The sequence below is a fragment of the Sphingobium sp. CFD-2 genome (genome assembly GCF_024611135.1).
In the GTDB taxonomy this organism is placed as follows: domain Bacteria; phylum Pseudomonadota; class Alphaproteobacteria; order Sphingomonadales; family Sphingomonadaceae; genus Sphingobium; species Sphingobium fuliginis.
On sequence record NZ_CP084406.1, the window covers coordinates 760671 to 781808 of the forward strand.

The window sequence follows — 21138 nt, forward strand, 5'->3', positions numbered from 1 at the left end:
GCGCAATCCACCCTCTCGTTCCCATGACGGTGCCATTGGGACCGGTGCGACTGAGGTGATGACCAAGGTGCCACTGCTGCTCGCTCGTTTCTCTCCAGCAGTCTTGATCGTTTATTTGAAGCGATCCACAAAATGGCTTGTTATGATAGGACCCATATGAAAATCCGATGGTACTTTACGCTGTCCTGCCGCACAATTGGATGTGCTGCTACCCAGCCACGCCGTCGCTCTAACGGTCGATGATCATCGAAGTTTGTCATAGAAATTCGGAGTGGCCTCCACGCGCAGTCGCGCCACGCGCCGCCGCGAAATTCGCCAGGTGCCCTCATCACAGCGGTATTCCTCGTGGTAGTGGCCAAATCCGTGCAACTCCTCCTCGGTATCACCGTTTCGCCACAAGAGCCGGTCTTCCATCGCCCATATGCCGATAGCGGTGGTCGAGGACAGGAAGGTGATTTCGTTGGAGAAGACGTGATGGATCGATGTCATCGGCACTGGCTCCTCCATCAAAGAGCGGATCGCGGCGGTAACATTGTCACGGCCGACAATCTGTCCGTTCGTTTCGGTGCCCATGGGCCTCGCGCAGCAGGGAAAATTGGAGAAGCTCTCCATGATGGCATCGTCAGTGTGCATGGCCGCGTACAATACCCAATCCTTGGTATCCATAGCGCGCAGCCGACATGCCATCACTTGCTCGATGGCGCGAACAGCGATGAGCTCCTCAATATTCGCCAGCATCCCGCCACCTCATGATTGATGTCGACAGAGTTGATCCCCGCGGCCGCAAGGCGCACTTCCTGAGGTTCATCCGCCCGGTTCTGAGGCGCTGGTCTTCGCCTCGAGTGTAGGTAGTGCGACGCTCTCCTCGGCAACAAGCGCGTCAACGAAAGGTTTGCGAGTGCTCTGCGCCAACCAGGTCGCGATCACCGCGCTCGTCGAGCAAACCAGGGCAAGCGACGCGGCGACCGCCTTCTCGTCCACGAACACAAAATCGGTCACAAGAGCGACGAGGGTCGGCGCAATGCCAAGGCCGATGGCCGAAACGATGATGACGTATATCGCGGAAGTGACGCCGCGCATCCGGTTGGGCGTCACGATCTGGAGAGCCGATGCGGCGATGGGCTGAGGCATCGAATAAAGGAATGTGGCGATCGCGCCGATCACCATCACGGCGGCAGAGCTCTTGAAGAAGAACAACGCCAGGCTGGTAGGGACGAGGCCAGCGGAAGCGAACGCAATACATAGGATGCCGGCGCTCGTGTAGCCGCGCTTATGAAGGCAACGCTCTAACTGAGGCCCGGCTAGCACCCCGAGCGTGCCGACCACCAGCACTATAGTCCCGTAAATGAGCCCTACCTCGCCGGTAGCACTGCCGTAGCGGCGTATCAGGATCGTGGGGATCCACGCCGGCATGGAATAGAAAACGACGACGGTAAACGCCATCATGCCGAAAAAGCGTAGATAGAAGGCTCGCCGTTGCCAGAGGTATGAGAGCGTCTCTAAGGTGGAGAAGTGCCTATCGCCCTCGACCGCCCCGGATGTGGCGCGCCGTACCGGTTCTTTAAGCATGAACACGGCCGCGCCCAAAGGCAGGCCCATAAGACCGACGAGGATGAAGGTCAGTTGCCAGGGTGCCAGATTCCCCAGAAAGTCGAACGACCGAACCAAATCCCCGCTCGACCCGATCAGTGCGCCCCCGACGATGAGCGCGAAACCGCCTCCTAGGTAGGGTCCCATCGTAAAGACGCCGATTGCGCGCGGCAGCCGCTCAGATGGGAAGTAATCGGCAATGATGGAAAAAGCGGCGGGCGCAAGCGCCGCCTCTGCCGCCCCTACGCCCGCCCGCGAAATGAAAAGCCATGTTACGTTGTTCGCGAAGCCGCCAAGCAGCGTACTCCCGCACCAGGCCAGCACGGCGATGGCGATAATGTTCTTACGGTTTCCGGTATCTACGCGCCGGCCCAGGATCGGCGTGAATATGAGATAGGCCACGGCGAACGCCGCGCCTTGGAGCAGGCTCATTCGCGTGTCGTTGAGATGCAGATCCTGTTTGATGGGCTCGACCATCAGGTTGATGATCTGCCGGTCGATATAGGAACACATATAAGCGAGCGTGAGCATGGCCACCACAAACCATGCATATTCCGGTCTGCCGCGAACGATGTCAGCATCCTGGCCGTGCTTGTCCAATACCACCATTAGTTTCCTTCCTGGGGCTGACACCACCACTTCACCTGCGCAGTCGCGGGTTGATAGTGCCAACGATGCCGACAACGAAGCGGACCGCGGGGGTTTTGCCAACATTCTACAGCCTTTCGGTTGACTCATGCCAAAGACATTCGTGCTTCCAGCAAGCTGCACCTCACCCGTCCATGGCGATGCCGGATGGATGGGCGAACCTATCATGCCCCCATTGTCCCCGCGCCCGGGCAGCGGTGAAGTGCGACGCGCGGAATAACCTGGCCGGCCTGCAGCAGCGCCTTGAGTTTGATCTTTTCAGGCCATGAGACCTGAAACGATCAGGCTACCTAGAAGTTGATGCCCAATTGCAGAGCGACTGTCCGTGGCGCGCCTGGAATGCCGTTGGGAACAAGCCCCGTCGAGGCGATGGCCGTCAGATATTGCTTGTCGAGGACATTCTTACCGATGATCTGCGCGCTCCATCCCCCTTTTTCGCTTTCGTAGCCAAGGCCAAGATTGAGCACACCATAAGGCCTGATGGCCGAAATGGCGACGTTGGTCGGCTCTGCGTAGGATGTACTCTGATGGTAGTAATCGCCGCGCATGAACAGCTTACCGGTGGACAGGTCGATATCGTAACGCCCGCTCAGAGAGAACGAGAATTGGGGCGCATAGCTCAGCCGGTTCCCGGATGCATTGTACAGCTTCGTCACAGGATCGAAATTCGGATCTCCGGCGAGGAAGGGCTGGTAGGTCGCTGCGACCGTGGCCTGCGGAAAGGATCCATACTTCGAATCGAGCGCCGAGAAATTCGCTGAAAGCGTCAGATTCTGGACCGGCTTTAAGGTTGTCTCAATCTCGAGGCCCTTGACGGTCGCCGTTGCCGCGTTCCCGATTGCGGTCAAGCCCGGCCCAATGCTCGAATAAACCTGGAGGTCCGTGTAGTTATACTTGAAGCCGGTGATGTTGACCTGCAACCGCCGATCCAGCCAGTTTGTCTTGACCCCAGCTTCATACGCCCAAATCTTCTCCGGATTGAAAACGAGCGACGGCGCATTCGAAGCCCCGAAATTCACGCCGCCACTTTTGTAACCGCGCGTGGCCGAGGCATAAAAGAACACATTCCGCGAAGCTTGGAAATCAATTCCGAACTTTGGTGTCCACGCATCATATGTGCGGTTAGCTGAACCGTTGAAGGGGAAGCCCGGACGCGGCGTGCCTAGGGTCGCCGGGTTTAGGGACGTCCTTTGAAAGCTCTGGACGATAGATTTATCGTCCTTGGTATAGCGCAAACCAGCAGTGATCCCCAGGCGATCGGTCAGATGATAGGTTCCCTGGGCAAACAGCGCCTTTGACGTGGACCGGGTGTTAGGCGCGATCGTCTGATAGAAGGAATTCGCCGCCAAGGTTTTCGCGCTCGGTCCAACCTCGGAGATAAAGAAGCCGTCGTCCTTTTCATGGAAGTAATAGGCGCCGAAGATGGCTCGCAGCCCAGACGTATCCAGAACCAGGTTCAACTCCTGGCTGAACTGCCTCGAGGTATCGCCCTGGGCGCGTACATTGTTGAACGGTATTTCCGTAGCGTCGGCGTCGCCGACGAAATTGTAATGACTATAGCGGTACGCAGTAAGCGATTTGAAGCTTAGAGCGCTGCTGAGCTTGATGTTAATTTCCTGGGATGCCCCATATCCCTCGGTCTTGCTAAGCGGCGGGTTGTTGAGCGATACTTTGGTAAGATCGCCGACCGTGCTGGAGGCGAGCGGCGCATCGGAGACTGGCGCCAAGATATGGGAGTAAGCGTCGACGCGCTCACTGCCTCGGCTCCAGTCAGCCCTGGTGATCAACTCGATGGCATCGCTCGGCACGATCCGCAACTGGCCACGCAGCCCCCCCCGGTTCGCATCGCCAACATCGGCTTGGCCGGGATTGATGTTTTTGACGTATGGATCATGGCGAATATAGTTGCCCGCGATGCTCGCCTGCACCACTCCGGGCACGATGGCGCCACTCACATAGGCCTGCGTCTGGACCGCGGCATAATTTCCTACGGTCACCTGCGCCTTGCCAGTCAACTCGTCGCTGGGCTTTCGCGAAATCAAATTTATCGTACCGCCGATCGAATTGCGGCCGTAGAGCGTGCCTTGAGAACGGCGGTGCAAAATTAGACCACGGTGGCGGCGGCGAAGTGCTGCTGCGGGCGGCGTAAAAGTCGTCCACTTTGCCTTCTTTGCGCGAGCAGGGAGGGCGTGGAGATATATACCGTGGATCTTTACCTGAAGGTGCGTCTTGCTTGCGCGGGCGGCATGAGCCAGCGTGAGGCGGCGAAGCATTTCAACGTATCGCGCGACACGGTCCGCAAGATGCTGTCGTATTCGGAGCCCCCCGGTTACCGCCGGACGGCGGCGGTGCGGCGGCCCAAGCTGGAAGCGTTCGTTCCGATCATCGATGCATGGCTTGATGGTGACCGTCAGGTTCCGCGCAAGCAGCGTCATACGGCGAAGCGGGTATTTGACCGCCTTCGCGAAGAGCACGGTTTCACCGGCGGCTACACGATCATCAAGGATTACATCCGACAGCGCGAGCAGCGCAGCCGGGAGATGTTCGTGCCGCTGGCGCATGCGCCCGGCCATGCCCAGGCAGATTTTGGTGAGGCCATGGTCGAGATCGGCGGTGTTGTGCAGAAGGCGCATTTCTTCGTGCTCGATCTACCGCACAGCGACGCCTGCTACGTGCGCGCCTATCCCGCTGCCGTTGCCGAGGCATGGATGGACGGCCACGTGCACGCCTTCGCGTTTTTCGGCGCGGTGCCGCTGTCGATCGTCTACGATAACGACCGCTGCCTGGTCTCGAAGATCCTGCCCGACGGCACGAGGCAGCGCGCCCGGCTGTTCAGCGGCTTCCTGTCGCATTACCTGATCCGCGATCGTTACGGCCGTCCCGGCAGGGGGAACGACAAAGGCAGTGTTGAAGGGCTGGTCGGTTATGCTCGCCGCAACTTCATGGTGCCGATCCCCCGGTTCGCGACGTGGGAGGCGTTCAACCTGTGGCTCGAGGAGCAATGCCGCAAGCGTCAGAACGACCGGCTGCGGGGCGAGAGCGAGACGATCGGCGAGAGGCTGAAGCGCGATCTGGCGGCGATGCAGGAACTGCCGGCTGCCCCGTTCGAGGCTTGTGACCAGACCAGCGGCCAGGTCTCGTCGCAGGCGCTGGTGCGTTACCGGACCAATGATTACTCGGTGCCGGTGCGCTTCGGCCATCAGGAGGTATGGATCCGGGGCTATGTCGGCGAGGTGGTGATCGGCTGCCGGGGCGAGGTCATTGCCCGTCATGTGCGCAGCTACGAGCGCGAGGACGTGATCTTCGATCCCATCCATTACCTTCCCCTGATCGAACAGAAGATCAATGCGCTCGATCAGGCAGCGCCCCTGCAAGGCTGGCACCTGCCCGAAGCGTTTGCAACGCTGCGCCGCCTCATGGAAGCTCGTATGGGCAAGCATGGTCGGCGCGAGTATGTGCAGGTGCTGCGTCTGCTGGAGAGCTTCACGCTTGCCGATCTGCATGCGGCCGTAAAGCAGGCTCTCGATATCGGGGCGATCGGCTTTGATGCCGTGAAGCATCTCCTGCTGTGCCGGGTGGAGCGCCGACCACCCCGATTGGACATGGCGATCTATCCCTATCTGCCCAGAGCCAGGGTGGAGACGACATCGGCGCGCTCCTACATGCAGTTGCTCTCGGGCGATGCGAAGGATGCGGCATGAGCAGTCCGTCCCCCGAGCTGTTACTGGCCAGCCACCTCAAGACGCTCAAGCTACCAACCTTCCTGCGCGAGCATGTGAGAACGGCGGTGCAAAATTAGACCACGGTGGCGGCGGCGAAGTGCTGCTGCGGGCGGCGTAAAAGTCGTCCACTTTGCCTTCTTTGCGCGAGCAGGGAGGGCGTGGAGATATATACCGTGGATCTTTACCTGAAGGTGCGTCTTGCTTGCGCGGGCGGCATGAGCCAGCGTGAGGCGGCGAAGCATTTCAACGTATCGCGCGACACGGTCCGCAAGATGCTGTCGTATTCGGAGCCCCCCGGTTACCGCCGGACGGCGGCGGTGCGGCGGCCCAAGCTGGAAGCGTTCGTTCCGATCATCGATGCATGGCTTGATGGTGACCGTCAGGTTCCGCGCAAGCAGCGTCATACGGCGAAGCGGGTATTTGACCGCCTTCGCGAAGAGCACGGTTTCACCGGCGGCTACACGATCATCAAGGATTACATCCGACAGCGCGAGCAGCGCAGCCGGGAGATGTTCGTGCCGCTGGCGCATGCGCCCGGCCATGCCCAGGCAGATTTTGGTGAGGCCATGGTCGAGATCGGCGGTGTTGTGCAGAAGGCGCATTTCTTCGTGCTCGATCTACCGCACAGCGACGCCTGCTACGTGCGCGCCTATCCCGCTGCCGTTGCCGAGGCATGGATGGACGGCCACGTGCACGCCTTCGCGTTTTTCGGCGCGGTGCCGCTGTCGATCGTCTACGATAACGACCGCTGCCTGGTCTCGAAGATCCTGCCCGACGGCACGAGGCAGCGCGCCCGGCTGTTCAGCGGCTTCCTGTCGCATTACCTGATCCGCGATCGTTACGGCCGTCCCGGCAGGGGGAACGACAACGGCAGTGTTGAAGGGCTGGTCGGTTATGCTCGCCGCAACTTCATGGTGCCGATCCCCCGGTTCGCGACGTGGGAGGCGTTCAACCTGTGGCTCGAGGAGCAATGCCGCAAGCGTCAGAACGACCGGCTGCGGGGCGAGAGCGAGACGATCGGCGAGAGGCTGAAGCGCGATCTGGCGGCGATGCAGGAACTGCCGGCTGCCCCGTTCGAGGCTTGTGACCAGACCAGCGGCCAGGTCTCGTCGCAGGCGCTGGTGCGTTACCGGACCAATGATTACTCGGTGCCGGTGCGCTTCGGCCATCAGGAGGTATGGATCCGGGGCTATGTCGGCGAGGTGGTGATCGGCTGCCGGGGCGAGGTCATTGCCCGTCATGTGCGCAGCTACGAGCGCGAGGACGTGATCTTCGATCCCATCCATTACCTTCCCCTGATCGAACAGAAGATCAATGCGCTCGATCAGGCAGCGCCCCTGCAAGGCTGGCACCTGCCCGAAGCGTTTGCAACGCTGCGCCGCCTCATGGAAGCTCGTATGGGCAAGCATGGTCGGCGCGAGTATGTGCAGGTGCTGCGTCTGCTGGAGAGCTTCACGCTTGCCGATCTGCATGCGGCCGTAAAGCAGGCTCTCGATATCGGGGCGATCGGCTTTGATGCCGTGAAGCATCTCCTGCTGTGCCGGGTGGAGCGCCGACCACCCCGATTGGACATGGCGATCTATCCCTATCTGCCCAGAGCCAGGGTGGAGACGACATCGGCGCGCTCCTACATGCAGTTGCTCTCGGGCGATGCGAAGGATGCGGCATGAGCAGTCCGTCCCCCGAGCTGTTACTGGCCAGCCACCTCAAGACGCTCAAGCTACCAACCTTCCTGCGCGAGCATGACAAGCTGGCCCGGCGATGCGCGGCCGAGGGCGCAGATCACGTCCGCTACCTTGCCCGGCTTGTCGAACTGGAGCTGATCGACCGGGAACGCCGGATGGTCGAGCGCCGGATCAAGGCTGCGAAGTTCCCGGCCGCCAAGAGCCTCGACAGCTTCGACTTTGCCGCGATCCCCAAGCTCAACAAGATGCAGGTGCTGGAACTGGCACGCTGCGACTGGATCAACCGCCGCGAGAACGTCATAGCCCTTGGTCCCTCGGGAACCGGCAAGACCCATGTGGCGATCGGCCTCGGCCTTGCCGCCTGCCAGAAGGGCCTGACGGTCGGCTTCACCACCGCGTCCGCGCTGGTCAGCGCGATGATGGAGGCACGCGACGAACGCCGCCTTCTGCGCCTCCACAAGCAAATGGCCGGATACAAGCTCCTCATCATCGATGAACTGGGGTTCGTGCCGCTCTCGAAAACCGGCGCGGAACTGCTGTTCGAGCTGATCTCGCAGCGTTACGAGCGCGGCTCGACGCTGATCACCAGCAACTTGCCGTTCGACGAGTGGACCGAAACGTTCGGCTCCGAGCGCCTGACAGGCGCGCTCCTCGACCGGCTTACCCACCACGTCTCCATACTCGAGATGAACGGAGAGAGCTATCGTCTGGCCCAAAGCCAGGCGCGCAAGGCACGCTCCAACCCCTGACAGAAAAGACCATCCGTGTGTTGGCGACCCCCACTCGGGCTACGCCCTCGCGGCGCTCGCCAGCACACGGATCACCCGGCCTGATTTTGCGCCGCCCAATGGCCGACTTTTACTCCGCCGTTGACATTCGATACGATCAACGGCGAGAAGGTCGAAGCCGTCACGAGTTCCAGTGACTTTGACACGGGTTCCGAACAAATGCTTATGGCGCTTCAGAATCTCTAACCGCCACTCGCCTCCGTCCGGCATGCGGAGGATGGGATAGAGGCCATTCTCCAGCAAAATACCTTCCAGTTCATGCCGGGTGGGGCGGTGCATTATTCACATCCAATTCCGTCACCATCGCGATCCAAATGGCGGCCATAGCCAGGATCGCCAGCCCTGACCGGAGCAGCGCCAGCAGCACGGGCGGCAGAGCAATTAGGGAATGCTCTTGCGCCTGCTAAGAGCGACTGCCGGCGAACGGGTGCGGCGGAAGCGCGGTGACAGTGATAATCGCCTGTCTTGCGATTGTTGTGGCATCCTTCCGCGTTGAGGCCACCGGGATGCGCTGATGCCGCTGATATCGGCAAGGCAGCAAAGAGAGCGAGTTTCAAATAGCCGCCCATGCTTAAAATGCTCGCTGCACCGTCGTCGGGTCATATGGCTGGCAAACTCCTACATAGTCGCCGGCCTTGCCGCTGAGGCTGATATGGCCTCGAATCCGGTCGATCCGCATTTTTGGAGAGTTGAAGACGTTCACCTGGACAGTGCCTGTGATTTCGTCCTGGCCCTTCACCACGTCCTTGATCTCAAACCAGCCATCCTTGCCGCCTCGAATTGGAGGAAGCATGGCGCGCGGCATTCTGATGCGACCAAGGCCATCGTCGCCGAGTGCGATGTTCACCTGATCATCAAACGGCACATCTTTATTACCGATCGCCTGCCCCCATGCTGACGTTCCATTGCTGGACCATGCCTGCCCATAGGTACTTGTAACCCGATTGGCCGACCCCGCGCCGATGCACACAAGATGGAGCGGGGAGGCTGCCGCACCCGTTGCGATCAGACACCCAGCCGCGAGAACAGCTTCCGATTCCGGCGGGGTTACGGCCGCGACGAGCCTGTCGAGAACGGACATGTCTTCGATCCTTTTCCGGATGCGGCCACTTTTTTGCTCGCATGGGTGAAGGTGCCAATCGTCGCGGCGGCTGCCAGTTCCGATGCGGAAGCCAAAAAGGAGTGAGCGCTAACCCACATTAGGGGCCGACTCGAGGCCATGCCCGGCTTTGATAACGACGTTCCGGACCGTTGTAGTCAATCGAGCCACTCAGGCGGTCTGAACGATCCTTAGTCTCTCGTCTGGCCTGATATCAGCCTGCAAATAGTTAGGATTGAAATCTCCCGCCGCAACCAAAGCTTCCCAGTCGTGAACTGTTACCTCGCGCCGGCGAACGTCCGCCAAGCCGTCCTCTCGCAGCGTCTTCAGCACCCGATTAACATGAACGGTCGTCAACCCTGTCGCATCCGCGAGCTGAACCTGGGTGACCATGAACGGGAACGAGAAGGAGTTGGCAGCAGCCGGCGCGCCGAGCCTCGAAGCCATTTCGCAAAGCAAATGAGCGATGCGAACCTTTGCTTCTCGCCTCCCTACGTTCACAATCCACTGTGAAAGGATTGCGGCATCCACCATGCAACGACATTGGTTATATCGGCGAGGATCACGTGCACCCTGGTCCCCATCCACCCATGCAGAATGTCGGCGGTGGCAGCATCGTGCGATAAATGTCCGTCATTTCCGTTCATGGACATTGAATGCCGCCAACCTGCTTTCGCTTCCTGCGCGTGCAACGCAGGTTACCAGAAGCTCGCTTTTCGTCCTGCGGCGAATAATCGGACGCAGGTGGTGCCCACTGGCCTTTAGGCTGCGCGCCGATCCCTTTTCCCAATTGTTCGGAAATTCCTTTTTGCAACTCGACTGCAGGGCATACCACTTCACTCGCAGTCTGATCGGGATCATGCCGTCATTTCGTCCAGCCTGCTGATCAGTCGAAGAAAAGCGACCTCATTTTCATCATAAGAGGTGCCGTCGGCATGGGAAATGTCGTGAAACCATTTTTCCTTCAGCCCTTCCAGATTGGGATTTTCCCATTTGTCCCAAGCCAGATGGGTCTGCGTCTTGCCTTTGACCAGGCCCTAGTCTTACTGAGTTACGAAACTTTGTCCCGGGGATTCGCTCGCCACTTAGGTGTGATACGCTGCTGATTCACAGCGATGGATGAGCGGCATGGAGAGCACAGGCGGTCGCGCAGCGGAGGCGTTCGAAGTCTATGTGAAGGGACTGACGGAGGTGATCGGGCATGCGGACCGGGCCGAACCGCTCCGGGACTATTGCACAGGGCTGATGATGCCAGTGACGCGCAAGAGCGTAGAGCCGCTGGCGGCAGTAACGGCGCGGGCGCGGGTTTCCGCCAAGCATCAGTCATTGTTGCATTTCGTGGGCCAAGCGCCCTGGTTTCTAGGGCGCGGATCGCCTGGCTTGATGTCATCGGCATGCCGATGACGCTCGCCCATGATCCACGCATAGTCGATTGCCTGGGCCAAAACTGGGGTCGAAGGCGCATGTCTCCAGTCAGGAGCCGTCACGGTCCGCTCGGATGGAGAGCAGTGTCGCTTCATAAGCAATGCCGGAAGTTCCCGCGCCATCGGCCCGGGCGGCGAGCAGGGAAGCGGTTTGCTCCCCATGCCGCCGGGCGCCTGTGCCAGACTGGCGGCCAGGCACAAGGTCGATTGAATAAGGAGAGAGGTCTCTGAACAATCCTGCGGCATTGTGGCCGGACCGTTTCGGGGACGCTGGCGTGCTCAAGGCGGATGCCCCAGAGGCCAGCGTGATAATGAGGCTCATCATGAGCGCGGACACGCGGCGATGTGCGTCCGCCGCCTAAACGAACGGGTCAATCTATGTGCTCCCGGAAGTGCCGGCTTTTCCGGTAGGCACGATGCAGGAACGCCAGACGCACCGAAAGGGGGCGACGAGCAGCATCGCAACGTGGAACGACGCCCCCCGCGAGCGGTTTGGGGATGCTACAACGCAGGAGATTGTGTGGCGCCTGTCATTTTCCACCGTGACCCGAGCTCGGCTGCGGGCGTTTCGCTTTGAACGGTCAACCCTATGATGTTGTGCTGGTGCTGAGCGGTGGCAACGCACTGGGCGCATATCAGGCTGGAGCCTATGAGGCGCTTCACGATCAGGCGCTTGAGCCTTCCTGGATCGCGGGTGCGTCTGCAGGCGCGGTGAACGGAGCGGTGATTTGCGGCAACAGGGCTTCCGACCGGGTCAGCCGGCTTCGTGAACTGTGGAAATATGACGGCGACGTTAGGCCACTCGATCTACCGGAAATCGCCGAGACGGTAAGGCGTAGCTGGGCGACTGCACTGACGCTGGTTGGCGGACATCCTGGGCTTTTCGTGCCCCGTCAAATTTACGGCCCCTGGTGGAACCCGCTGGGCAATGACGAACCCGCGAGCCTCTACGATCTCCGGCCGCTGGCCGACACGCTTCAGCGGCTTGTCGATTTTGCGAAACTCAATGAAGGCTCGCCGCGCTTGTCGCTTACAGCTGTTGATATTCAAAGCGGAGAGGATGTCGCTTTCGACACGAGGTGCCGTTGGATCGGCTGCGACGAAATTCGCGCGAGCGCCGCGCTCATTCCGCTGTTCCCGCCGGTCGCGGTCGGCAAGAGGCTGCTGGGAGACGCGGGCATTTCAGTGAACCTGCCTCTCGATGTCATTCTGTCCGAAAAGCCTGCTCGCCCGCTTCTCTGTATCGCCGTAGATCTGCTGCCGCTATCTGGCAGCCGTCCGCGCACGCTGGGCGACAGCGCAAAGCGGAGCCAGGACCTCATGTTCGCGACCCAAAGCCGCCGCGCGCTCGCGGCCTGGCAGGCTCTTTTCGATGCCGAGGGCGAGCGAGCGGCTTCGGTCACGGTGCTGCGCCTTGCCTATGCCGATCAGGCGAAGGAGGTTGCTGGCAAGGCATTCGACTTCTCCAGCCAATCTGCCGCGGCGCACTGGCACGCTGGTTATGAAGCTATGACGAGCATGCTGGCCGCTTTGGGGCGCGGTGACATAGCGACGGGCGAGCCAGGCTTGTCGGTTTACCAGCCCGACCCCCAGGCGCCGGACAAGCTTGAACTTGTCCGTTTCTCGATGCGACCGGCCGTCGGATGAGTTCGCATTCTTCTTGGCGCCACCAGCAAATCGCGGCACTCAGAAGTGAGTGGAAGCGGACACGGCCAACCTAAGTTGGGGCGACTCACATGCTGTGTTGCTATGGGTGGTGCAACAATCAGCGGGAGGGTCACGCCCTGATGGAGCGTGTCCGCCACCAGGAGCATCCGTGACCCATCATGTCCATCACCTTCGCGACGGCGCGGACGAGGTGCTCGCGCCGGAGAGTTCCACCTTTCTCGCGTTCGAGAAACTCGGGCAGGCCGTAAGTGCTGCTCCCTACGCGTTGATCGCCTGCAGCGCCCTGGGCGATGAGATCGACTTCGGCTACCTGATCGACGCGGAGAGGCGAGCCCGGGTTGGGCGGTCACGGGGCTCCAGGAGGCTGCGATGACGACCATTTGAAGCTGGATCGCTGCTACCTGGCCTCGTATCGGCTGGCGGAGGACCGTGCCGACATTACCCATCAGGTCGGCACCGACGACGTCCCAGCCATGCCTCGGGAAATACGGCTCTCCGACTTCCCGGAAGCCTATCGCGAGGTGCTTGATCGAACGCTTGTGGTCGATGATGTCGCGCGAACTGCGGGCATTTCCCAGACGGACAGACATAATATGGCGGCGCTCGGCTTTGGAGCGCTTGTCGCTGCAACGCTGCGCCGTGGTGAGAAGAACCCGCTCTGGGTCCTGGTTGCGGTATCCGCTCGGCCCAGGCATTGGTCGGAAGGTGAGATTGCTCTGCTCGAAGAAGTTTCCGAGCGCACCTGGGCGGCTATGGATCGGGCCGCAGCAGAGACTGCGCTGCGAGAGAGCGAAGAGCGCTTCGGGCAGTTTGCCAACGCCTCCTCGGCTGGTCTGTGGATCAGAGACGCGAATAGTCTGGCAATGGAATTTGCCAGCCCAGCTGCCGCCGCGATCTACGGCGTGGAACCCGACGGGCTGCTCGGGGACGTGAAGCGGTGGGCGGCGCTGGTCGTGCCCGAGGACCGACATGGCGCCCTTGCGCGGATGGAGGCTGCGCTGGCGGGAGAGACTGCCATCCATGAGTTTCGCATCCAGCGGCCATCCGACGGGGCGTTCCGATGGATCAGGAACACAGACTTCCCGCTCGAGGATGCCGATGGACGCGTTCAGCGGATCGGTGGGATCGCAGAGGATATTACCGACGCGAAGCGCGCCATAGAACATCAAGGCGTGCTGCTGGCGGAGCTTCAGCACCGGGTGCGCAACATCATGGCGATGATCCGGTCTATGGCGCTGCGCACAGCTGATGGCGCCATGGACGTTGTTGACTACAGGTCGCTGCTGGAAGGGCGCCTCTTGGCATTGGCGCGCGTGCAGGTCCTGCTAACGCGCGAGGCCAATGCCGGTGGTTTCCTTCGAGAGATCATCGCGAGTGAGGTCGGCGCACAAGCGCATCGGGAGGATCAATTCGAACTGAACGGGCCTGAGATCAGGCTGTCGCCCAAGGCGGTGGAAGTGCTGACCTTAGCTATCCACGAACTCGCGACCAATGCATTGAAATATGGGGCTTTCTCAGTCCCGGAAGGCCGTTTGTGCGTGTCGTGGGAGTCTTTTGAGAAACGGGAACGCGCTTGGCTGGCGCTGGAGTGGACGGAGAGCGGTGTTCCATTGCTGGAACCGTCCAAACGTAGAGGGTTTGGCAGCGACCTGATCGAGGGCCGTATCCCCTACGAACTTGGAGGAACGGGGACATTGAGTCTCCAGCCCGGCGGCGCACACTGTCGAATGGAGCTTCCGCTCAAGGACGGCGAAAGCATCCTCGAGACCGATGCGCCCATGACTTTTTTCGGAGGAATGCTCGATATGACGGAGGCACCGGACCTGAGCGGTCGCAAGATTCTGGTGGTCGAGGACGACTACTATATCGCGGGCGACACCGCCGCAGCGCTTCGCGGCGCGGGCGCCGATGTTCTGGGTCCTTGCCCGAGCGAGGACGCGACGCTCAATCTTCTGCAATCGCAAACGCCCACCCATGCAGTGCTGGATCTGAACCTGGGCGGCGGGGGGCCGAAGTTCGATATCGCGCGCCTGCTGAAGGAACGCGGCGTGCCCTTCCTCTTCATGACCGGATACGATCCCGACAAGATTCCGCCGGAGCTGGAAGATGTGGCGAGGCTCCAGAAGCCTGTCCCGTTCCGCCAGATCGTAGAGGCTCTCAGTCGGCTTTGACCGGGGCTAACAAGCGAACCGTCGGAGGATGGCGTTCCTACCCTGAAAATAATATGCCGGATCAGTCTCTATAATCCAAGCCACTACGGCCACCGTATCGTTGACGCCGATACTTCAGCGGGCGCGTGCAAGAGTGGGAATCATTTACTCTCCAGAAGGGTAGCAGCAATCTGTAGCTTTTCGATCAACTCTTCATGACGAACATGAGCAAAGCGGGCGGTCCGTTCAATCGCGGAAAAGACGCGACGAACAGTTTGTTGCCAAGTAGCAACATATTACAAAAAACCGACATAGGTTGTGCGCCGCAACAGAAGTGCGATTGCCAGCCGGTAGCAGAGCAGCAACACTCCGCTCCAGGGAACGACGATCAAGGGGTAAAATCATGCGATTGAAAAATACCTTGTATTGCGGCGTCATGCTTTCGGTTCTTGGAGCGACTGCGCCGGCATTAGCGCAGTCCGCTGTTCCGCAGGCCGATGACGGCAACGCCATCATCGTCACCGGATCGCGCATTCGCCGGGATCCCACCGAACAAGACAAACCCATCGTCACGGTGGATCAGGAATCCATCGCGCGGACCGGCCTGACCTCGATCGCCGACGTGCTGCAACGTATCCCAAGCGCCGCAGGCGGCCTCAACACCAAGACCAACAATGCGGGGAATATCGGTGGGCCGCCCGACGGCACCGGCGTTAGTTCGGGTTCAGCCGAAATTGATCTGCGTTATCTGGGTGCCAAGCGGACACTCGTGCTGGTCGACGGTATGCGCTACGTTAACGGATCGGCGGCTGGTGGCATTCCGGCCTCGGTTGATCTCAACACCATTCCGCAGAGCATGATTGAGCGGGTGGAAGTGCTGCAGTCAGGTGCATCCCCGCTCTATGGCTCGGACGCGGTTGCGGGCGTGGTGAACATCATCACCCGCCAGTCGCAAAAGGGCCTCGACATGTCGGCCCAGTTCGGCACCTATCGTCAGGGCGACGGACACACCTACGACATCAACGCCAGCTACGGCATCCAGTCCGATCGCGTTTCGATCGTCTTTGGCGGCAATTATGTGAAGCAGGAAGGCGTCAGCACCGCCGACCGCTCGATCTCGCAATGGCCCGCCGCCGGCGGTAGCAGTTGCGCGGATGGCGGTTGTTCCAGCGCTACGCCCAACGGCCGCTACGACGTGCTGGGACAAAGCCTGACGTTGAGCAATCCGATTATAGGCCGCGCGCCGGTGCTGAGCGACTATCGCCCCTATGTGTCCGCAACGGACTCTTTCAACTTCGCGCCTTATAATTATCTGCTGACGCCCTCGAAGCGTTATGGCGCCTTTCTGAACGGCAAGTTTGAATTTTCCGACGCTGTCAGCCTGCGGACAAGGCTGGTCTATCAGCACCGCGAGTCGACCACGCAAGCAGCGTTCCTTCCGCTGTTCATCGGGCCCGATGCGGGTAACGGCAACCTGCTGGACACGATCTCGGTCGATGCCAGCAACCCTTATAATCCGTTTGGCGTCACGCTCTCGGCCGATCCCGGATCGGCTAACTATTCGACGATCCGCCGCCGCTTCGTAGAGGGCGGGCCGCGCATCTTCAGCCAGGAAGTCGATACGCTCACAATGGCGGCCACGCTGGAAGGCACGTTCGATGTCGGCGACCATAAATGGTATTGGGACGTCAATGGCAGCTATGGCACCAATAATGCGCACCAAGTCTTCACCGGCAACCTCAACGCCGCCAGGCTCGCCCAGGCGCTGGGGCCAGTCGGCGCCTGTACCGGCGCTTGCGTACCGTTCAATATCTTCGGCGGCGCCGGGTCGATAACTCAGGCAATGCTTGATTATGTGACCTTCGACGAGCGCGACCGCAGCGAACAGGAATTGTGGGACGTCACTGCCAACCTGTCGGGCGACCTGTTCGACCTGCCTGGCGGCGCGGTGGGCTTCGCTGTCGGCTATGAGCATCGCGATCAGCAGGCATCCTATACTCCCGACCCGATCATCACAGCGGGCCTGGGGGCGGACGTGCCGACCAGCCCTGCACGCGGCGGCTTCAATGTCGATGAATTCTATGGCGAACTGCGCATCCCCATCCTGTCCGACACGCCCTTTTTCCAGAAGTTGGAACTGGACGGCGCGGTGCGCCATTCCAACTATTCCAGCTTCGGCAGCAACACCACCTACACGGTTTCGGGCCTGTGGAAGCCGACCCGTGATCTGCTGCTGCGCGGCGGTTATGCCGAAAGCCTTCGCGCGCCCAGCATTGGTGAACTCTATGCCGGCCGTTCCCGCACTGACGCGACGATCAACGATCCCTGCACGAATGTGCCGGGCAGCCCATGGCAGACCAACGCGACCGTCCGGGCGAATTGCATTGCCAATGGCGTCCCTGCCAGCGGCAGCTATGCCGAACCGCAGGGCGGTCAGTTGGGCGTTTTCTCGCAGGGCTTTACGGGTCTGAAGCCGGAAACATCCAAGACTTGGACCGCAGGCGGCGTCTATAGCCCGGCCTGGGCACGCGACAGCTTCGCCAGCGCGTTCAGCATCGAGGTCAATTACTACACGATCAAGCTGAAGAATGCGATTGACTCGGTGCCCGCCACGCTCACACTCCAGCGTTGCGCGTTCGAGGCCGATCCGATCAGCTGTGCCGCGATCACCCGTACCGGCAGCGGTGCGGTCGCGGGTATCGACGGCGTGCTCCAGAACCTCAACGCGATTGAAACCGACGGGATCGACGGCACTCTGAACTACCGCTCGAAGATGATCGGCAACGGCTCCATCGGTCTCAACATCAACGCCGCTTATTTGCTGAAGTACAACATCAAGCCCCCAGCGGATCTGGGCGCGCCGACGATCAAGTGCGCCGGTACGGAGCGGTGCGGGGCGAGCGATCAGGCCTATCCGCATTTCAAGGCGAACGCCACGCTGGACTACTCAACCGAAAGCTATGGATTGTCCTTCACCGGCCGCTATCTCAGCAAGGTCACTGAAAGCGACGGCCATGTCATGAAGGCGACCTTCTACGGGGACATCCAGGCCTATTTCTCGCCTGACTGGCTGGATCATCGCACCCGCCTGACAATCGGCGTCAACAATGTGTTCGATAAGGATCCGCCGCTTTGCGGAACATGCGACGGCGCGAATTTCGACACGACCAGCTACGACGTGCCGGGGCAGTTCGGCTATCTGCGCTTGTCCTACAAGATGTAACAATTCAAACGCTTGAAAACGAACGGGCGCGTCCGCCGGGCGCGCCCTCAGGCGCGATCAACCTAGCCTAATCTTCACACATTCGTCTCCTTCTCTGCTTGGGACTACCGCTGTCGGGCTTTCACGCCAAGTGTGGAAACTGGTTTCGGAGAGGAAAGCCGGCTGGTCAGTTTCAGTCCGCCAAAGCCCTTCATTGTCTGGATATCGCTTAGTTTTAAGGACGGCTGAAGGAGGGCGAGGTCATCCACATCATCTGCGACAGGATCACCGATCATGACGAGATGCCAAGATCGGGCGGATGCATGGATTTTTAGTCTTGCGTCCAGCCGGGGCGATGGCGCTAGCCATGGCGGCCGCTCGCCTGACGAACAGACACTGACCGCCCGGTTGATCGGTTGGTGAACCGAGAAGCCTTCAAACCACTTGCGACCCAGTCACTGCCGTTCGAGATAACCTAAGGAACGGCAGCGCCCAATAGGCTAAACCGAAGTGGAAAAGGCGGCATTGTTGGCGAAATGGCACAATATTAACGATAACGGGTAGATTGACGGCACGTTCAGGGTGCCAACAAACCCCGTTCTCTCGCAATTGCTGCCGCTTCACCGCGGGTACGCGCATTGAGCTTGCCGAGGATGGCGGAGACATGATGATCAACGGTCTTGGCCGATACGAACAAGCGTTCGCCGATCTGACGATTGGTCATGCCTTTGCCGATCGCATTCAGTACGTCGACCTCACGCCTCGTCAAGCCGAAGCCATTGTTCCGGGTCGAAGCGCGAGGACCGCGAACGCCACGCCGGATGCCCCGCTGAATGAAATCCGCCCGCACCCGTGCGGCGCTGGCGGTCGCGCTGAGACGCTCAAGGATGGCCAGGCCCTGCGTCGCCTGCAATTCATCTCCTTCGATCAATGCGAGAGCCTGCTCGAACGGCAATTTAATTTTCGAGAAAGCTTTTGCCGCGCCGACGATGTCGTCTTTCGCTAGGCAGGCGAATGGCGCGGGGATATCCGCGGGCGGGTCTTGCGCATCACCGAGCTTCCTGCGCCAGAACCAGAGTGCGGCTCGATCCCAGCGACTGCTGTCGGGTGCCAGCAGCCCCTGTGCTTCTTCAAGGAGCGCAAGTGCCTCGGAGGGATCGAGTCCGCTGACCCAGCAATGTTCCGCGACGATCAGCGCCAGGCTGGTGAAGCGGGGTGCTTCGCGACCGCGGGCCATATGTTCGCGCAGTTCCTCGATCAGCCGCTCGAGATCGGGATCGCCGCGCCGCACGGCGAGCAGAGCGAGCACCCGCACCGCCGGATTGCGCATCAAATAGCTGTTGTTCTGATCAAGCACGACGGGCCCCGCCGTCTCGCGCGCCTCGCCCCAGCGACCGACGTCGAGCAGGCTCAGCGCCTTGCCGCCCAGCATGTAATCGCGCCAGGGATCAAGATCGCGCTCCCGGCAATAAAGGATGCCCTCGTCCTGGACGGACAGTGCTTCCCCATGCCTGCGGCACTGCATGAGCACCCACCCTTTGTTGGTGTATGCGCGCGCGACATGCTCCTGACTGCCGGAAGCGATCCCGAGCGCGATGCTCTGATCTAGCAGGTCGAGGCCGCGCTCCAGATCGGAATATTGCAGGCCCGTTCCGTAATTGTTGTACAGAGTGGAGAGGATATCTTTGCGCCCGAGCCGATGCGCGATGGGGATTGCCTTCTCGCTCCACAGCGCCGTTTCGCGCGGTTGATCGGCAAGCATCGCGAGATGCGCCAAATTGGCATAGGCAAGCGCCAGTTCCGGCGTTTCGGAATGAGGCTCGAGCAGGGTGACGGCGGCCTCGCCGGCCTCATCGGCAAGCACACGGTCGCCATTGACGTAATGTAATCGGGACAGGAAGCGCAGCGCGTCCCCTTGGCGCAGCGCATCGCCGGCCGCGCGGTGAATGGCCAGAGCGCGCTCCTGCCATTCGATGGCGCCGGCCGTGTCGGCAGTCACGTGCAGCTCATAGGCATATTGTTGGCAATGCTCCGGATTAAGATCTTCCGCCTCTCGTTTGAGCAGAGCGCCCCATGCGCGTGCGGCTTCGCGGTGAGCACCAAGCGACGAGGCATGTCGGGCGGCGAGCGGCGCGAGCCTACGAATGGTGTCTAGATCGTTCGCGCCGATCGCATGATGCAGGCGCCGCGCCGCACTGGCGCCTGCCGCTTCCAGCCGGGCCAGCTCGCGGCTGTGAAGCTGCTTGCGCTTGAGCGGAGACAGCGCGTCTTCAACCGCGCGTCGCGTGATCTCATGCCGAAACGCGAGACCGGCGCCATCCGTCAACAACAGGCCCGTTTCCATGCAGGCGGTTAGGGCATCGTCCGGCGTGCCATGTGCCTCCACCTGATCCAACGACACCCGGCGCGGGATGATCGAACAATAGTCCAGAAAGTCGCGCGCCATTTCGTCGAGGCGATCGGCGCGACCGACGACAAGGTCATCGATCGAGCTCGATCGGCTGCCGCCATTGGCAAGGATTTCGGTGACCAAAAGGGGATTGCCGTTCGTCACCTCATGAATGGCCGATCCGATGAGGCCATGCGCTGCAGCAAGCTTGCCGACGGCCGCAGAGGACAGGCGGGCCAGGTCGAACCGGCGGCGCGACGCGGGCGGAAGATCGTTGGCGGCGCGACCGAGGCGCACGCGCGCAGCCAGATCCTCATTACGGGACGAGATAATGAGGAGAAGCGGCTGGTCCGCAATCCGACGGCCGAGATAGCGCACGAAGTCAATGCTGCCGTCGTCAGCCCAATGCAGATCCTCGATGAGGAGGGCGGTCGGTACATCGCGCAGGCGCGCGATCGCCTCATTGAACAGTGCAAGCCGCGAGCCGCTGTCATTCGCGCGATCAAGCGCGTCGGCTTCGATGACGGGCAGATCGCGCAGCAGCGTGAGCGCCTCGGCCGCGCTCAGATCCTCGCACGCGGCCCAGAGGACCCGCAAACGCGGTTCGAGCCGAACGGCGGCTGCGCGCAGCACGCTGGTCTTGCCGATGCCAGCCTCGCCGACGAGGAACACGACCCGGCCCTGGCCAGCGAGAGCGTCGCGCCCAAGCTCGTCCAGTTCGTCGAGGATATGATCGCGCTCCAGCAGCATTGCGGGCGCTACAATACAAGAAC

General features: G+C 60.9%; 16 protein-coding genes. 8 read left to right on the forward strand and 8 right to left on the reverse strand.

Features of this window, described 5'->3' with window-relative positions:
• Positions 1-243: 243 nt before the first annotated feature.
• The 3 genes from LDB29_RS23780 to LDB29_RS23790 all read right to left on the reverse strand — a co-directional run bounded on the left by LDB29_RS23780 (position 244) and on the right by LDB29_RS23790 (position 4511).
• Positions 244-738 (reverse strand): nuclear transport factor 2 family protein, encoded by a 495-nt coding sequence (locus LDB29_RS23780; protein ID WP_257557216.1) that lies wholly within the window; start codon positions 736-738, stop codon positions 244-246.
• Positions 739-804: 66 nt separating this feature from the next.
• Complete coding sequence (locus tag LDB29_RS23785) at positions 805-2199, reverse strand: MFS transporter (protein WP_257557218.1); 1395 nt, start codon at positions 2197-2199, stop codon at positions 805-807.
• A 329-nt stretch (positions 2200-2528) separates the two neighbouring features.
• The gene (locus tag LDB29_RS23790) at positions 2529-4511 is read right to left on the reverse strand and encodes a TonB-dependent receptor (RefSeq protein WP_257557219.1); all 1983 of its coding nucleotides are present in this window, start codon (positions 4509-4511) and stop codon (positions 2529-2531) included.
• On the opposite strand from LDB29_RS23790, the gene istA (LDB29_RS23795) reads away from it, so the two are divergent.
• The 3 genes from istA (LDB29_RS23795) (at position 4485) to istB (ending at position 8394) form a co-directional block, all read left to right on the forward strand.
• Positions 4485-5939 carry an IS21 family transposase gene (gene istA, locus LDB29_RS23795; protein WP_218036328.1) on the forward strand — a complete coding sequence of 485 codons (1455 nt, stop codon included), beginning with the start codon at positions 4485-4487 and terminating at the stop codon, positions 5937-5939. The genes LDB29_RS23790 and istA (LDB29_RS23795) overlap by 27 nt on opposite strands.
• Positions 5940-6133: 194 nt before the next feature.
• Positions 6134-7630, forward strand: a complete 1497-nt coding sequence (gene istA, locus LDB29_RS23805) for an IS21 family transposase (RefSeq protein WP_257557220.1) — start codon at positions 6134-6136, stop codon at positions 7628-7630.
• Positions 7627-8394: an IS21-like element helper ATPase IstB gene (istB, locus tag LDB29_RS23810; protein WP_054944222.1), complete on the forward strand. Its 768-nt coding sequence runs from the start codon at positions 7627-7629 to the stop codon at positions 8392-8394. Before istA (LDB29_RS23805) ends, istB begins: the two co-directional genes overlap by 4 nt.
• 39 nt (positions 8395-8433) lie before the next feature.
• Here istB and LDB29_RS23815 read toward each other — a convergent pair whose 3' ends face one another.
• The 4 genes from LDB29_RS23815 to LDB29_RS23830 form a co-directional block, all read right to left on the reverse strand.
• Positions 8434-8712, reverse strand: coding sequence for a DUF5818 domain-containing protein (locus LDB29_RS23815; RefSeq protein WP_257557221.1), 279 nt, complete (start codon positions 8710-8712; stop codon positions 8434-8436).
• Positions 8712-9002 (reverse strand): excalibur calcium-binding domain-containing protein, encoded by a 291-nt coding sequence (locus LDB29_RS23820; RefSeq protein ID WP_257557222.1) that lies wholly within the window; start codon positions 9000-9002, stop codon positions 8712-8714. Before LDB29_RS23820 ends, LDB29_RS23815 begins: the two co-directional genes overlap by 1 nt.
• Before the next feature lie 2 nt (positions 9003-9004).
• On the reverse strand, positions 9005-9514 hold the full coding sequence (locus LDB29_RS23825) for a hypothetical protein (RefSeq protein WP_257557223.1): 510 nt from the start codon (positions 9512-9514) through the stop codon (positions 9005-9007).
• 189 nt (positions 9515-9703) lie between these two features.
• Positions 9704-10066 carry a Crp/Fnr family transcriptional regulator gene (locus LDB29_RS23830; RefSeq protein WP_257557224.1) on the reverse strand — a complete coding sequence of 121 codons (363 nt, stop codon included), beginning with the start codon at positions 10064-10066 and terminating at the stop codon, positions 9704-9706.
• 594 nt (positions 10067-10660) lie between these two features.
• Between LDB29_RS23830 and LDB29_RS23835 the strand changes: the two genes are divergently transcribed.
• The 5 genes from LDB29_RS23835 to LDB29_RS23855 all read left to right on the forward strand — a co-directional run bounded on the left by LDB29_RS23835 (position 10661) and on the right by LDB29_RS23855 (position 17997).
• The gene (locus LDB29_RS23835; RefSeq protein ID WP_044660750.1) at positions 10661-10936 is read left to right on the forward strand and encodes a transposase; all 276 of its coding nucleotides are present in this window, start codon (positions 10661-10663) and stop codon (positions 10934-10936) included.
• Between the two features lie 593 nt (positions 10937-11529).
• On the forward strand, positions 11530-12603 hold the full coding sequence (locus LDB29_RS23840; protein WP_257557225.1) for a patatin-like phospholipase family protein: 1074 nt from the start codon (positions 11530-11532) through the stop codon (positions 12601-12603).
• Between the two features lie 169 nt (positions 12604-12772).
• Positions 12773-12997, forward strand: a complete 225-nt coding sequence (locus LDB29_RS23845) for a hypothetical protein (RefSeq protein WP_044660752.1) — start codon at positions 12773-12775, stop codon at positions 12995-12997.
• A 7-nt stretch (positions 12998-13004) separates the two neighbouring features.
• Positions 13005-14795, forward strand: a complete 1791-nt coding sequence (locus tag LDB29_RS23850; protein WP_257557226.1) for an HWE histidine kinase domain-containing protein — start codon at positions 13005-13007, stop codon at positions 14793-14795.
• Between the two features lie 382 nt (positions 14796-15177).
• A complete protein-coding gene (locus LDB29_RS23855; RefSeq protein ID WP_257557227.1) occupies positions 15178-17997 on the forward strand; it encodes a TonB-dependent receptor domain-containing protein in 2820 nt (939 codons plus the stop codon).
• A gap of 556 nt (positions 17998-18553) precedes the next feature.
• Here LDB29_RS23855 and LDB29_RS23860 read toward each other — a convergent pair.
• Complete coding sequence (locus tag LDB29_RS23860; protein WP_257557228.1) at positions 18554-21115, reverse strand: AAA family ATPase; 2562 nt, start codon at positions 21113-21115, stop codon at positions 18554-18556.
• Positions 21116-21138 lie beyond the last annotated feature (23 nt).

Excerpts from the sequence above, each read along its gene's own strand:
- LDB29_RS23825 (WP_257557223.1), bottom strand. The coding sequence starts at position 9,514 with ATGTCCGTTCTCGACAGGCTCGTCGCGGCCGTAACCCCGCCGGAATCG.
- istA (WP_218036328.1), top strand. The coding sequence starts at position 4,485 with ATGAGCCAGCGTGAGGCGGCGAAGCATTTCAACGTATCGCGCGACACG.
- istB (WP_054944222.1), top strand. The coding sequence starts at position 7,627 with ATGAGCAGTCCGTCCCCCGAGCTGTTACTGGCCAGCCACCTCAAGACG.
- LDB29_RS23860 (WP_257557228.1), bottom strand. The coding sequence starts at position 21,115 with ATGCTGCTGGAGCGCGATCATATCCTCGACGAACTGGACGAGCTTGGG.
- LDB29_RS23855 (WP_257557227.1), top strand. The coding sequence starts at position 15,178 with ATGCGATTGAAAAATACCTTGTATTGCGGCGTCATGCTTTCGGTTCTT.
- LDB29_RS23785 (WP_257557218.1), bottom strand. The coding sequence starts at position 2,199 with ATGGTGGTATTGGACAAGCACGGCCAGGATGCTGACATCGTTCGCGGC.
- LDB29_RS23790 (WP_257557219.1), bottom strand. The coding sequence starts at position 4,511 with ATGCTTCGCCGCCTCACGCTGGCTCATGCCGCCCGCGCAAGCAAGACG.
- LDB29_RS23815 (WP_257557221.1), bottom strand. The coding sequence starts at position 8,712 with ATGCACCGCCCCACCCGGCATGAACTGGAAGGTATTTTGCTGGAGAAT.
- LDB29_RS23835 (WP_044660750.1), top strand. The coding sequence starts at position 10,661 with ATGGAGAGCACAGGCGGTCGCGCAGCGGAGGCGTTCGAAGTCTATGTG.
- LDB29_RS23780 (WP_257557216.1), bottom strand. The coding sequence starts at position 738 with ATGCTGGCGAATATTGAGGAGCTCATCGCTGTTCGCGCCATCGAGCAA.
- LDB29_RS23830 (WP_257557224.1), bottom strand. The coding sequence starts at position 10,066 with ATGGTGGATGCCGCAATCCTTTCACAGTGGATTGTGAACGTAGGGAGG.
- LDB29_RS23820 (WP_257557222.1), bottom strand. The coding sequence starts at position 9,002 with ATGGGCGGCTATTTGAAACTCGCTCTCTTTGCTGCCTTGCCGATATCA.